The organism is Spirosoma sp. KNUC1025 (assembly GCF_045160025.1).
In the GTDB taxonomy this organism is placed as follows: domain Bacteria; phylum Bacteroidota; class Bacteroidia; order Cytophagales; family Spirosomataceae; genus Spirosoma.
The window spans coordinates 669,460-682,283 of the sequence record NZ_CP087139.1 but is presented as its reverse complement, the minus strand read 5'-3'; the positions used below and the strand labels follow the sequence as shown (position 1 = coordinate 682,283).

Annotated in this window: 12 protein-coding genes; 6 read left to right on the top strand and 6 right to left on the bottom strand. The window is 47.6% G+C overall.

Annotated features, from left to right (window positions below; genetic code table 11):
* Positions 1-114 precede the first annotated feature (114 nt).
* Entirely contained in the window at positions 115-1,293 is a 1,179-nt protein-coding gene (locus LN737_RS03000; protein WP_405516091.1) for a Gfo/Idh/MocA family protein, read from the top strand.
* A 173-nt stretch (positions 1,294-1,466) separates the two neighbouring features.
* On the opposite strand, the gene LN737_RS02995 is transcribed toward LN737_RS03000, so the two are convergent.
* The 5 genes from LN737_RS02995 to LN737_RS02975 all read right to left on the bottom strand — a co-directional run bounded on the left by LN737_RS02995 (position 1,467) and on the right by LN737_RS02975 (position 6,344).
* Positions 1,467-1,955: a heme-binding domain-containing protein gene (locus LN737_RS02995; protein ID WP_405516089.1), complete on the bottom strand. Its 489-nt coding sequence runs from the start codon at positions 1,953-1,955 to the stop codon at positions 1,467-1,469.
* 69 nt (positions 1,956-2,024) lie between these two features.
* Positions 2,025-2,747 (bottom strand): ABC transporter ATP-binding protein, encoded by a 723-nt coding sequence (locus LN737_RS02990; RefSeq protein WP_405516087.1) that lies wholly within the window; start codon positions 2,745-2,747, stop codon positions 2,025-2,027.
* A 10-nt stretch (positions 2,748-2,757) separates the two neighbouring features.
* On the bottom strand, positions 2,758-3,288 hold the full coding sequence (locus LN737_RS02985) for a hypothetical protein (RefSeq protein WP_405516085.1): 531 nt from the start codon (positions 3,286-3,288) through the stop codon (positions 2,758-2,760).
* A gap of 36 nt (positions 3,289-3,324) precedes the next feature.
* Positions 3,325-3,831 (bottom strand): hypothetical protein, encoded by a 507-nt coding sequence (locus LN737_RS02980; RefSeq protein WP_405516083.1) that lies wholly within the window; start codon positions 3,829-3,831, stop codon positions 3,325-3,327.
* The gene (locus LN737_RS02975; protein ID WP_405516079.1) at positions 3,801-6,344 is read right to left on the bottom strand and encodes a M48 family metallopeptidase; all 2,544 of its coding nucleotides are present in this window, start codon (positions 6,342-6,344) and stop codon (positions 3,801-3,803) included. The genes LN737_RS02980 and LN737_RS02975 overlap by 31 nt, the downstream gene beginning before the upstream one ends.
* A gap of 151 nt (positions 6,345-6,495) precedes the next feature.
* On the opposite strand from LN737_RS02975, the gene LN737_RS02970 reads away from it, so the two are divergent.
* Entirely contained in the window at positions 6,496-7,488 is a 993-nt protein-coding gene (locus tag LN737_RS02970) for an aldo/keto reductase (protein ID WP_405516078.1), read from the top strand.
* Positions 7,489-7,581: 93 nt separating this feature from the next.
* Here LN737_RS02970 and malQ read toward each other — a convergent pair whose 3' ends face one another.
* A complete protein-coding gene (gene malQ, locus LN737_RS02965) occupies positions 7,582-9,165 on the bottom strand; it encodes a 4-alpha-glucanotransferase (RefSeq protein ID WP_405516076.1) in 1,584 nt (527 codons plus the stop codon).
* Between the two features lie 303 nt (positions 9,166-9,468).
* Here malQ and atpD point away from each other — a divergent pair, with 303 nt between their 5' ends.
* The 4 genes from atpD (at position 9,469) to udk (ending at position 12,795) form a co-directional block, all read left to right on the top strand.
* A complete protein-coding gene (gene atpD / locus LN737_RS02960; protein WP_405516074.1) occupies positions 9,469-10,995 on the top strand; it encodes a F0F1 ATP synthase subunit beta in 1,527 nt (508 codons plus the stop codon).
* A 106-nt stretch (positions 10,996-11,101) separates the two neighbouring features.
* Positions 11,102-11,752 carry a hypothetical protein gene (locus tag LN737_RS02955; protein ID WP_405516073.1) on the top strand — a complete coding sequence of 217 codons (651 nt, stop codon included), beginning with the start codon at positions 11,102-11,104 and terminating at the stop codon, positions 11,750-11,752.
* A 70-nt stretch (positions 11,753-11,822) separates the two neighbouring features.
* The gene (atpC, locus tag LN737_RS02950) at positions 11,823-12,068 is read left to right on the top strand and encodes an ATP synthase F1 subunit epsilon (RefSeq protein WP_405516071.1); all 246 of its coding nucleotides are present in this window, start codon (positions 11,823-11,825) and stop codon (positions 12,066-12,068) included.
* 106 nt (positions 12,069-12,174) lie between these two features.
* A complete protein-coding gene (gene udk / locus LN737_RS02945) occupies positions 12,175-12,795 on the top strand; it encodes a uridine kinase (RefSeq protein ID WP_405516069.1) in 621 nt (206 codons plus the stop codon).
* The last annotated feature ends 29 nt before the right edge of the window (positions 12,796-12,824 follow it).

Sequence of the window (12,824 nt, the reverse complement as noted above, 5' to 3'; positions counted from 1 at the left end):
TCTTTTTTCAGATAGTAAACATGTTGGTAGCGAAGCTGGTAGAAAAGCCAGCTTCGCTACTTTTTTATACACTCCGTACTTATCGCATCTACAGAGTTCAACAACTGCCTATTCATGAAAAACAATCAATCCAATTCTAGAAGGGATTTTCTACGTAACCTGGGCGTAGGCGCATCAGCTTTTTCACTCCCCGCTCTCGGTTATGCCGATACGCAATACGTTCAGAATGAATACAACGGTCTTTATACCTTACTGACAGATGGAAACAGGCATGAGTTAGGTCAGCCAGGCCGTAAGTTAGGTATTGCATTAGTGGGCTTAGGCTATTACAGCGCGAACCTGCTCGCTCCGGCTCTGCAACAGACTCAAAACTGTCGGTTGGCTGGCATTGTGACGGGTACGCCCTCAAAAGCCGAGGAGTGGATGAAGAAATACAACATTCCGAAGACCAACGTTTACGATTATAAAACCTTCGATCGGATTGCCGATAACAAGGATATCGATGTCGTGTACGTAGTACTGCCCAACTCAATGCACGAAGAGTTCGTTGTTCGGGCAGCTCAGGCTGGTAAGCACGTTATCTGCGAAAAGCCGATGGCTATTACGCCAAAAGCCTGCCAAAATATGATCGACGCCTGTAAGAAAGCAAATAAACAGCTAGCTATTGGTTACCGGCTTCACTACGAGCCATTTACAAAAGAAGTGATGCGCCTTGGTCAGGAAAAAGTGTTTGGCGCGGTCAAATTCGTAGAAAGTAGCGATGGTTTTCGGAGCGGTGATCCAAATCAATGGCGTTTGAAGAAAAGCATGGCCGGTGGAGGTCCGCTCATGGATGTGGGTATTTATGCCGTGCAGGGAGCGCGCTACGTAACAGGTGAGGAGCCTATTTCGGTGACGGCCCAATTCGCCCCAAAAACAGACCCACAAAAATTCAAGGATGTCGAGGAAACGATGTTCTGGCAATTTGAATTTCCGAGTGGAGCCGTTTCAAATTCGACAACCAGCTATGCCGCCGGTGTTGAGCGGCTTTATGCTTCCTGTGAGAAAGGATGGTTTGAGTTAGCCCCTGCTTTCGGGTATGGCCCACTTAAAGGACGTACCAGTAAAGGACCTATCGAACAACCGGTTGTAAACCACCAGGCTGCACATATGGATGGTGTCTGCAAAGATCTGCTTGATGGTAAAAAACTTCCAGACCATGTCACGGGTGAAGAAGGTCTGCGTGATGTTCGATTATTACAGGCAATCTACCAGGCTGCTGAAACGGGCAAGAAAATTAATTTGAAAGCGTAAAGAATCGATTAACAGATAAATTCATCAAAAAAAGGTCCCGGTTGACGAGACCTTTTTTGATGAATTTACTGATTTTGTTGGGCCAAACGCTGAATACTACCTGACAGGTATCACCCGGCATGTGCTTATACTTTATAAATGGACAAACAAATCGAGTGTTGATAAATTATACCTCAATGGCCTTCGTGATGTTCTTCTTCCTCGCCAGCCGGAACCTGAATTTGTTTGCGTAGCCCACTAGCCCAATTGGCAATCAGTTTAGCTTCTTCTGGAGTTAGCTTGGCATCGTTATGAATCCAGAGATAGGAACCCAGCGGCATCCAGCCGTCTGTAACAGCTTCTCCTACTTCTTCGAGTTTATGACGCGCTTTTTTGGGTGAATACGTAGCGAACTCGGAAAAATTAAGCTCTTCTTTCCCTTCCTCAATATGATGGTTCAGCCACCAGGCTACGGGTTGAATATTATCGTACCAGGGATAGGTTGTACTATTGGAATGACAATCAAAACAGGCTCGTCTCAAAACGCTGTGAACGTTATTCGGCACAGCGTACTTCGTTGAAATGTCGTTTGATGATAGGCCTTCAGCCTGGTTTTTCTCCGGTCGGAAAAATTGAATGACAACCAGAATGGCAAGAAGTGAAAGTAAAACTGTGCGCAACATAGAGCAAATGATGGATAAGGTTAAGCTGGGCTTAAATATAACAATTTGCCTATATCCCGCTTTGGGTATTTACTCTAAGGACTGTATCAGTGGCTGAGCCTTGCGAATGTTGGTATTTAAGCGGTCCGATTCAATAAGTCCGTCCCGCAGCCGAATGATCCGGTGTGCATATTCGGCAATGTCTTCCTCGTGAGTTACCATGATAACCGTATTGCCTTTACTGTGAATCTGATCGAAGAGATCCATGATTTCGTAGGAGGTTTTACTATCGAGGTTACCCGTTGGTTCATCGGCGAGCAGAATACTTGGATCATTGACCAGCGCCCGCGCCACAGCTACACGTTGCCGCTGACCACCCGACAATTCGTTGGGGCGGTGTCCGGCCCGATTTTCCAGACCAACGTTTTTGAGGGCAAGCATGGCCTTCTCGGTGCGGTCGGCTTTGTTGTAACCCGCATAGATAAGCGGTAAGGCTACATTCTCCAGTGAAGTTTGGCGGGGTAGTAAGTTGAAGGTCTGAAATACAAACCCAATTTCCTTATTCCGTACTTCGGCCAGTTCGTTTTCGCCCATCCGGCTTACGTCCTGATTATTCAGAATATACTGGCCTGAAGTTGGTGAATCGAGGCATCCGACAATATTCATCAGCGTAGACTTGCCCGAACCCGACGGACCCATAAACGCTACGTATTCTCCTTTCTGGATACTGATGGTTATCGATTTGAGCGCGTCTACTACTTCGGTTCCCATTACGTAGCGTTTGGCGATATTTCGGGTTTCGATGATATTCATAGGTAGTTGACTATCTGGAGGCTACCCCGGCGGCAGCAGCTGCGGCCATTCGCCGACGACGTTGAAAATAGTTTCTGATGAACAAACCAGTTAATATAACAATTTCAAGAGCAGGGGTTAGCTGGTCTTCATGAACCGTAATATCCCCATGATCTTCGAAAAATTGGCGGGTCAAATCATAATTGATCAACTCTTTTTCAGATGATCCGTCGGTTTTTTCCTGAATCATATCCCATTCGCGCATCAGTACGTTATGGCGTTTCCAGAGAAAAATTTCGCCCGACGCCAGCTTGAGTTCAGCCCGTTTGCCAAAATGAAACTCGATCTGACCAATAATCTGGTCGTTAGCATTTAGATCGTGGATATTGACGGAATGGATCAGAAACCCCGTTACGTCGAATTTTAAACGAGTCGTGTTCAGATGAGCTTCCACATCCTGGCTAAACACACCGCGATGCATGCCCCCAATAACCTGACCATCCTGAATGATGCTAAGATCGCGACTAAAAGCCTCTTTTACCCAGTTTAATCTTCGGCTCATACCACACCGTTTGTTTAGGTTATAAGCAAAGCTAGCTTATTGTACGAATTTTTGGCGGCTGTTTTCGATTGACGCCAGTTTTTCCTGATAAGTTACCAGAAACGCCTGATAATCGGCTGGTGTGGTGGCCACACGAAGTTTTTCAAGTCCGTTGGCTGCATAATCGGTCAGGCTCAATTCCAGACACAACGTAACATAGGTTTTGAGCAGTTCGCCATTGTCTTCGTTGAATGGTAAAGCCGTCAAGACCAGATCGTACGCTTTCTTTATTTGCTTCTGTTGCTGTTCAAATTGTGCCGCCGAAGCCGTGATCTGAGCGTTCAGAGGAGCCAGTTGCAAAGCCCGCTGATATGCTAGTCGAGCCTGCTTTACCCGGTGCGTCCGTTCGTACGCCTGCCCTAGCCAATAATCACGTTCGGCGTAGTAGTTGGGCAAAATATATTTCTTCGCCATCGTTTCGGCTGATCCGACGCTACGTCGAAATGCAGATAAACGGATTGCCGCTACGTTTTTCAGCGATGTGGCAACGGGGCTAATCTGCACCGAATCGGGAGCCCGGCCAATACCAACTGTGCATTACGCCACTGCAACTGATCGAGAAAATCATTCGTTAGCGCCACACCCGCCACCGTTTTCAGGCTTGGTTCCTGAATCGTTTCCCAATAAGCGCCCCGGTTCGGGTCGTCGGTCCGGTACGTCGCATAAAAGGCTTTCTCAAGATCGGTCTGGGGTTTACGTTCCTGATAATAAACTTGTTTGAGTGCGTTTACGGCCGGATCCGTTTTGGCGGCTGTTTCCCAAAACGATTGCGCTAAAACAGGGTCATGAGCTTTCGTCAGCGCTATAGCCCGGTAATACATCGAGGTCGTATCGGCATTATACCCGAACGTTTCGGCCGCACGGCGATATAACCCTTGCTCAATGAGCCATAGACCCGCAATCGAGCGGTAGGCATCGCCGTTTTGCTGGTCTCCTTCGGCTAGCTGACTTATGAGATTAAAGGCTACCGGATGATTGTAGCGAGTATACTCAGCCGCGGCCCGTGCCAGCAGTAGATCGTCAGTGAAATCCTGGTTGGCCGGGTCTGCTGACAGGCGCTGTAGGGTATTGGTCAACGTAGAGTCATTCCGTTGATTGGCCAGGGCGTAGTTATATAAACTGGCAAATCGGCCTACGCTTAAGCCCTGTTTTGCAGCTTCACCTGCCAGCCACTCCGGCCGATTGGGCTGGGCTGTATCGGTCTGAGCCGCTAACCGAAGTGCCAGCGCATTCGCCTGATACGATTCGTAGGTAAACTTTGATACGTCTTTGGCAAGGGTCGAATCAGCTGCTAATACGTTCGGATGACGGGCATAAAACGAAAGCAGGTTTGACTCGGGTATTTCTGACTGATCGGCGAAACCTGTTGCCGATTTAAGGTAATAATAAGCCGAATCGGCGACGCTTGTCCGGCTATAGAGATACCCCAGATTGTTTTGCAATTCCCCATTTTTGGGAAACGCCCGGATTCCGCGTTGTAGAATTTTTATGGCTTCAAAAAAAAGATTTGTCTGCAAATACGTCTGGCTCAATCCGGCGTAATCGTGAGGCTGCGGTTGCTTTAATAAAGCCTGCTGAAAATAAAAAGCTGCAGCCGTCTGGTTATTCTGAGCCAACGCCAGTGTTGCCAGCGAATAATTTGATTTATGGTTCTGGAATTCCTGCTCAATTGCCTGTTGATAGAACGCGTTCGCTGAGGCCGACTCATTGCTTAACAGGTAGTAATCACCAAGCCCGTTGTAATAACCAGCCAGGCTCTGTCGAAACGTAATCAGGCCGCCAGAAGCAAGTAGAACAAGAAATACAACGACGGCAACAATTCGAAATAGGCTCAGTTCGAGTCGTTTGGGTTTGTACAGAATCCGATAAACAGGCCGGTTCTGCTGGTAGATCGGCCAGAAGTTGATCAGTACGTAGGCCACAAAAACAAGACCCATCGCCAAGTGGGTGTAGACGATCACATCTTCGAACATTTCTACTAATGGGTCGTTGGCGGTGGCAAAGGCATATGCCATTGTAAGAGTGGTAAGCAGTGCCAGCCCAGCGTACAGAAAAGCGCCGGAATCACGGAAAGAAACGGCATCCTGTTGCTGGATCAGGCGCCGGAATCCCCAGATACCAATCGTGACGGAGATCAGGTAAAGCAAAAATGGGCTGATTGCCAGTACGTCCCAATCGATCGATTTCGTGTTTTTGAGCCAGATCAGCGCCAGATTTAGTAGATAAAGCCCGCTGATAAACAGAAAGTTATTGATGCCCAGTGGGCGTCGTGAACCGGGTTGTGTGTTGGCTTCTTCAGAACGCCCAATAGTCGTAAGCCAAACTAATCCAGCAATGATCTCGGCAGCAATGAAGAAAATGAATCCCGTACTAAATACCAGCAATACGGGCATTCCATAACTCACTACAATGAAAGCAGGAAACTTCACGGGCGACAAAGTACCCAGCCCAAAGGCCGTAAGAAGCGTCAGTAAACCAAATGCGCCAAGTCGAATTACAATCGGATAGTCGGAGCGGAATGCGTGGAAATAATAGCTCAGTGACCCAAACAGAAAGGCTAACAAAAGAAATACGTAGTTGCTCCCCAGTCCAGGAATTTCAAGCATTTCCCACCGGAAGAAAGCCAATCCAAGGATCAGAACGGCCATACTGACCAGATAGCGAACCCGGTCGAAACGAGTAATGGCGCTCATTATCAGCACAAACGCAATGCCTATGCCAAGCAGAAAGGCAATGGCTACGTTCGGGTGGACCTGCATGGCTCCCGCCACAAACTGCTCGGAAACAGCATAGGCTTTACCAGTTACGGCATAATCAAGAAGGCCATCGGAAAAGGTATGAAACGTAACAGGAAGTTCATTTAACTCACTTAGTACGTCCCAACGGACAACATTTGCCAAACCCCGATACCAGGCAGTGGCAAACAGAATTAAACTGATAATGAATACGCCTAGACTTCCTACGTAGGCCAGTCGGTAAACTCGGCTCCACGCAGACCAGAAAAATAAAGAGAACATGAGAAAAAAACGCCCTGAGTAGTGAGTTAGTGCCTTACACCAGTGCTGTCGTTACGAGCCGTCAAAATTGGTGAGATATCCTTATAATTTAACGAACAAAAAAAGCTTGTATTCCTTATTACTAAAGGATTTCAACTTTTTAGCCGAATTTATGGAATACAGACAACTTGGAGAGTCAGATTTACAGATTTCCGCTATTACGTTTGGTGCATGGGCCGCTGGTGGGTGGATGTGGGGTGGTACCGAGCGGAAAGACGCCGTTAATGCGATTAAAGCTTCTTACGATTTGGGGGTAACATCCATTGATACAGCCCCAATTTATGGCCAGGGGACGAGTGAAGAGATTGTTGGTGAAGCTATAAAAGGGTTACCCCGCGATAAAGTTCAGATTCTGACGAAGTACGGTATGCGCTGGGATTTAGCACAGGGCGATCTAGCGTTTAAAAGTCAGGATAACGCAGGAAACCCGATTGATGTTTATAGATATTCCGGCAAGGAGAGCATTATAAAAGAATGTGAAGACAGCCTGAAGCGGCTGGGAACCGACTACATCGACCTGTATCAGATGCACTGGCCCGATAAAACCACGCCTATAGAAGAAAGTATGGAGGCCGTGCTGCGATTGATTGAGCAGGGAAAGGTGCGGCAGGCAGGAGTCAGTAATTACAACGTAGCGCAGATGCAACAGGCCGAAACCGTTGTGAAGCTAGCTTCTAATCAGGTGCCGTTTAGTATGCTGAATCAGGCTATTAATGAAACGTTAGTACCGTATTGCGTTGCGAATAAAAAAGGTATTCTGGCCTATAGCCCAATGGAACGGGGTTTGCTAACCGGCAAAATAAAGCCAGGCCATCAATTTGCCGATGGTGACCACCGGGCAACGTATCGTTTCTTTAAACAGGAGAATATTATAAAAACTGACGAGTTTCTGGAGCGACTTAAGCCGTTAGCTGATGAAAAAAATGCCAGTTTAAGCCAACTGGTTATCCGCTGGACCATCGAACAGCCGGGTATAACGGCGGCTCTGGTCGGTGCCCGGAATGCTGAACAGGCTATTCAAAATGCCAGGGCTATTGCAATTACGCTTTCCAGCAATGAGCTGGCGTTTATAGATCAGCAGTTACAAGGTCTTGAGCTTGTTTAACATAAGCGTTATTCAACAAGTGTGCTGAATGATACGTGGTGTCAGGTTCGGAGCCTAATACCACGTATCATTCAGCACACTTAAAAAACAATTTTACCCTCTCCCTGTCATTCGGGTAAGCTTCAGTAATTTTTTTGCGACTGCATTTGTCAGCTGCCCCGGTTGTAAGCGCCATTGCCAGCTACGTCCCCCCAGGCCGGGCGTGTTCATTCGGTTGGTTTCGTCAAGGTTTAAAATATCCTGAACCGGCATAATGGCCAGGCGAGCCACTGATTGCATCGTTAACCGGCAGATTTGGTCTACTACGTTCTTCTCGGTCACTTTAAAGCCAAGGTATTCGTGCATGCGTCGGTGGTGCATTTCGTCCGATTCACGAAACCAGCCCAACGTTGTATTGTTATCATGCGTACCCGAGTAGACGACGAAATTTTCCGTGTGGTTATGAACCGCATAGGTTGAGGTGGCCATGTCGTGGCCAAAACCAAACTGGATGACACGCATTCCCGGTATGCCGTAATGACGCAGATAAGGTTGTATTTCAGCAGCTTTGGCGCCCAGATCTTCGGCAATAATGGGTAAGTTAACAAACTGGCGGTGCATGGCGTGCATAAACGTTTCGATTGGTGCTTTTACCCACTCGCCCACTTTGGCAGTGGGTTCGTGAGCCGGAATTTCCCAGTACACCGCAAAGCCCAGAAAGTGATCCAGCCGGGTCAGGCTATACAGCGACATCTGGTGTCGCAGTCGATGCATCCACCATTGAAAACCAGTACGTTCGTGCTCAGCCCAATCGTAAATCGGATTTCCCCAGCGTTGACCATACTCGCTGAAATAATCGGGTGGAGCACCAGCTACAAACAAGGGTTGAAAATTCTCATCGAGTTTAAACAGCGTTGGATTTGCCCAAACATCAGCACTATTGAATTGCACGTAGATGGGAATATCGCCGATCAAATGAATTTTTTTGTCATAGCAATAAGCTGTCAACTCGTTCCACTGGCGCATAAAGAAATACTGAAGCACTTTGACTACCTCAATACGCTTATGCAGAAGTTTTGTCTGGCGTGCCAGCGCAGCCGGTTCTCGCCGGACGAGTTCGCTGGGCCAGCGTATCCAGCTGGGTTCGCCGGTTTCTTCCTGTAATGCCGTAAAGAGGGCATAATCATTCAGCCAGTCAGACTGCCAGTTACAAAACCGTTCATAATCACTATGTTGAGCGGGTGTCGCATCGCTGAGGAAGACTTCAGCCGCCTGTTGAAGAAGCGGCCGTTTCTTAATCCAGGCGGCATGCATAATATTGGGGGCGAGCACAAGAGGGCCAGCCAGTATGGTTGGAGCCGTATCACCCGACACGCTGGGCGGTTCACTGACCGTTACGTCGTGAACAGGCTGTTCATTGAATATATCTAATTCTTTCTGACTTAATAGCTTCTCATCAACCAGCTTTTCCAGGCTGATCATCAGGATGTTGCCAGCAAAAGCTGATGGACTGCTATAGGGTGAAAAACCAGCCCCCGGATCAACCGGTGTAAGGGGTAAAATTTGCCAGTACGTTTGTCCGGACGCTTCCAGGAAATCAGCAAATCGGTAGGCTTCAGGGCCTAGGTCGCCAATGCCGTGTGCCGAAGGAAGCGACGTTATATGGAGCAACAAACCACTCGATCGTTGTTGGAGCATGAAAAGAAATTGTTGAGTCAATGGTGAACGCTTAATAGTGGTTCGTCAATATGCAGGCGCAAATCGCTGTTTGCAAACTACTGGCTATCGACCCGCGGCTACTGACGGTCAACTAACTTTTGTACAAATCCGCTCCGGGGTCCTTTTGTTTATCTTTTTGCGTAAAAACCTTACTACCAAACGCATTCGGTTAGTAATCCCTCGGAAAATGAGTAACTTGTTCCTTGACCTTACGCTGTTTTTCTCCTACTTTTGCAGTCCCAAACAATGGGCAACTTTTTAAATAAGCTATAGTATATACAAATGACAACGGCAACGGCAGTCAATACGGGTAAGATTACGCAAATAATCGGTCCGGTTGTGGACGTGAGCTTCGAGGGCGAAGGCACACGGATTCCCGCCATTCTGGACGCTCTGAAAGTAACTAAAGCCAACGGACAGGTAGTAATTCTGGAAGTACAACAACACCTCGGTGAAGACCGCGTTCGGGCTATTGCGATGGACTCGACGGATGGTCTGTACCGTGGCCTGGATGTTATCGATTTGGGCCACCAGATCACGATGCCAGCGGGCGAAGGTATCCGGGGACGTCTGTTCAACGTTGTTGGCGAAGCTATTGATGGTATTCCACAACCTAAATCGACGGGTGTTGGCCTGCCCATTCACCGTAGTGCTCCCAAATTTGAGGACCTGGCTACGTCAACCGAAGTTCTGTTTACAGGAATTAAAGTAATTGACCTGCTTGAGCCTTACGCAAAAGGTGGTAAGATTGGTCTGTTCGGTGGTGCCGGTGTTGGTAAAACCGTACTGATTCAGGAATTGATTAACAACATTGCCAAGGCTTATTCGGGCCTGTCGGTATTTGCTGGTGTTGGCGAACGTACCCGTGAAGGAAATGACCTCCTCCGCGAAATGATCGAAGCCGGTATTATCAAATACGGTGAAGGATTTAAGCACTCAATGGAAGAAGGTGGCTGGGACCTGACCAAAGTTGATATGGAGGAAATGACTAAAAGTCAGGCAACCTTCGTATTCGGTCAGATGAACGAGCCACCGGGAGCCCGCGCCCGGGTAGCTCTATCTGGTCTGACGATTGCGGAACACTTCCGTGATGGTGACGGTGAAGGCGCTGGTCGGGATATCCTGTTCTTCGTTGACAACATCTTCCGTTTTACGCAGGCGGGTTCGGAAGTATCGGCTCTGCTGGGTCGGATGCCGTCGGCTGTAGGTTACCAACCAACGCTGGCTACGGAAATGGGTGTGATGCAGGAGCGTATTACGTCGACCAAACGCGGTTCGATTACGTCTGTACAGGCCGTTTACGTACCTGCCGATGACTTGACTGACCCAGCTCCGGCTACAACGTTCGCTCACTTGGATGCTACCACGGTATTGAGCCGTAAAATCTCCGAGTTAGGGATCTATCCAGCTGTTGACCCCCTCGATTCGACCTCGCGGATTCTGACCGCCGAAATCCTTGGCGATGAGCATTACAACACGGCTCAGCGCGTGAAAGAGATTCTGCAACGCTACAAAGAATTGCAGGACATTATTGCCATTCTGGGTCTGGAAGAACTTTCTGAAGAAGATAAACTGGTCGTTGCTCGTGCTCGTCGCGTACAACGCTTCCTGTCGCAGCCGTTCTTTGTGGCTGAGCAGTTTACCGGTCTGAAAGGCGTACTGGTTCCAATTGAAGACACCATCAAGGGATTCAACGAAATTATTGATGGTAAATATGATCACTTGCCAGAGGCCGCCTTTAACCTTGTTGGGACAATTGAAGATGCAGTTGCCAAAGGGGAAAGAATGCTTAAAGAAGCAGGTCAGTAGCAAAGGTTTCCGGTATATAATTTAATCTTTTGTTAACAATATACCGGAAACTAACTCTCCTCTCCGAAGTCTAATAGTTTTGATACTGGAAATCTGTTAAAGTTTTATGAAAACGATGCGATTGACGATAGGAGGGGTAGTTTTAGCTGCAAGCTTGTTTGTAACAACCAGTACGCTGGCTCAATCGCCAGTGCCATTGGTGCAATCAGCTTCGGTTGTGGGTGCTATTATCCCCGCCTTAGTACAGGATGATAACACAGCAATTACTCATCTAGACGCTGCTGTAGCTGCACTGGACAAAGGCGATAAGGCTGCAACAACGCAGGAACTTAAAAGCGGAATAGCGGGCCTGGAAGCGCAGGCACAAAGCAAACCAACTTCGTTTAAAGATAAACTGCTGGCTCAGGCGAGCAAATTAAAAGCATTGCTTCCTCTGATTCCTTCGGGGGCTCTGGGCAACGGCGTATTGGGAAAAGCAGTTAGTTTAGCGAAACTGGCCTCCGGTGGAAACCAACTTGAAGGCATATTAGCGGCTGGGTCTTTACTTGGCAAGGGAAGCCAACTGACGAGCGGTTTATCGGGAATTGGCAGTGCTCTGTCGGTTTTAGGCGGTCAATCGTCTGGTCAGTCACTGGTTACGTCTGCCTTATCGACGGTTGGTAAACTCGATCAGGGTGGCTTAATTGCCAAAGCGGCTGAACCTGCCGCCAAAACACAGATTGGCAGTGTACTGAATTTTGTAAAAGGAGTCTTATAAAAATGATGGATGATGAATTGTAAATGCGCTCTGCAACTCATTCATTATCCATTATTTATCATTCGATAGCATGACATTAGATATTATTACCCCCGACCGCAAGGTATTTTCAGGCGAAGCGACCGCTGTTACGTTTCCGGGTACTGAAGGCCAGTTTCAGGTACTGAACAATCACGCGCCGATGGTGAGTACGCTCGACCGTGGACAGGTTATTGTTGAAACCGGTTCGGGTCAGCAAACATTTACAGTTGACGGGGGCGTAGTTGAAGTTCTTCAGAACAAAGTATTGGTATTGGCTGAAGCCATTGTTGCCTAACTCGTTTTGGTTATGTACTGTCAAAAAGCGATTCACTTCCTGCAAGTGGACCGCTTTTTTTGTTGTTAATTCACCGTACTTACTTTATTACTAATTCCACTTCATCATGGCCACCAAACCATTCATCGTCGGCATAACAGGCGGCAGTGCTTCTGGTAAAACCTCATTTCTGAAAGATATTCTGAACGCCTTTCCTCACGATCAGATTTGCCTGATCTCTCAGGATAATTACTACCGTACGCTTGATCTTATTCCAATTGATCAGAACGGCGTTTACAATTTTGATCTGCCGGGTACGATTAACCATGAGCTGTTTGCCGAACACCTGAGTCAACTCCACGCGGGTAAAACGGTTGAAACGCCTGAGTACACGTTCAATAATCCCAGCGCCGTACCCCGCACCCTGACGTACCGTCCTACACCAATTATTATTGTAGAAGGATTGTTCGTTTTCCATTTTCCAGATGTTGCCAGCCAACTGGATCTGAAAGTGTATATAACTGCTAAAAACAGAATTAAACTGGATCGTCGCATGATTCGGGACCAAGCAGAACGGGGCTTGTCGGAAGAGATGATTAATTATCAGTGGAAACACCATGTACGGCCTGCCTATCGAGAATTTGTGAAGCCGCATAAGGACGAAGCCGACATCGTTATTCCGAACAACAACCATTACCAGAAAGGACTGGATGTGCTTATAGCGTTTCTAAAAACAAAAGTGGTTTAATAATAATAGCGAGGAAAGAGAAGTACAAG

Bases quoted from the DNA above. Each gene is read 5' to 3' on its own strand.
- LN737_RS02995 (WP_405516089.1), bottom strand. From the start codon at position 1,955: ATGTTGCGCACAGTTTTACTTTCACTTCTTGCCATTCTGGTTGTCATT.
- LN737_RS02975 (WP_405516079.1), bottom strand. From the start codon at position 6,344: ATGTTCTCTTTATTTTTCTGGTCTGCGTGGAGCCGAGTTTACCGACTG.
- atpD (WP_405516074.1), top strand. From the start codon at position 9,469: ATGACAACGGCAACGGCAGTCAATACGGGTAAGATTACGCAAATAATC.
- atpC (WP_405516071.1), top strand. From the start codon at position 11,823: ATGACATTAGATATTATTACCCCCGACCGCAAGGTATTTTCAGGCGAA.
- LN737_RS02955 (WP_405516073.1), top strand. From the start codon at position 11,102: ATGAAAACGATGCGATTGACGATAGGAGGGGTAGTTTTAGCTGCAAGC.
- LN737_RS03000 (WP_405516091.1), top strand. From the start codon at position 115: ATGAAAAACAATCAATCCAATTCTAGAAGGGATTTTCTACGTAACCTG.
- LN737_RS02990 (WP_405516087.1), bottom strand. From the start codon at position 2,747: ATGAATATCATCGAAACCCGAAATATCGCCAAACGCTACGTAATGGGA.
- LN737_RS02985 (WP_405516085.1), bottom strand. From the start codon at position 3,288: ATGAGCCGAAGATTAAACTGGGTAAAAGAGGCTTTTAGTCGCGATCTT.
- malQ (WP_405516076.1), bottom strand. From the start codon at position 9,165: ATGCTCCAACAACGATCGAGTGGTTTGTTGCTCCATATAACGTCGCTT.
- LN737_RS02970 (WP_405516078.1), top strand. From the start codon at position 6,496: ATGGAATACAGACAACTTGGAGAGTCAGATTTACAGATTTCCGCTATT.
- udk (WP_405516069.1), top strand. From the start codon at position 12,175: ATGGCCACCAAACCATTCATCGTCGGCATAACAGGCGGCAGTGCTTCT.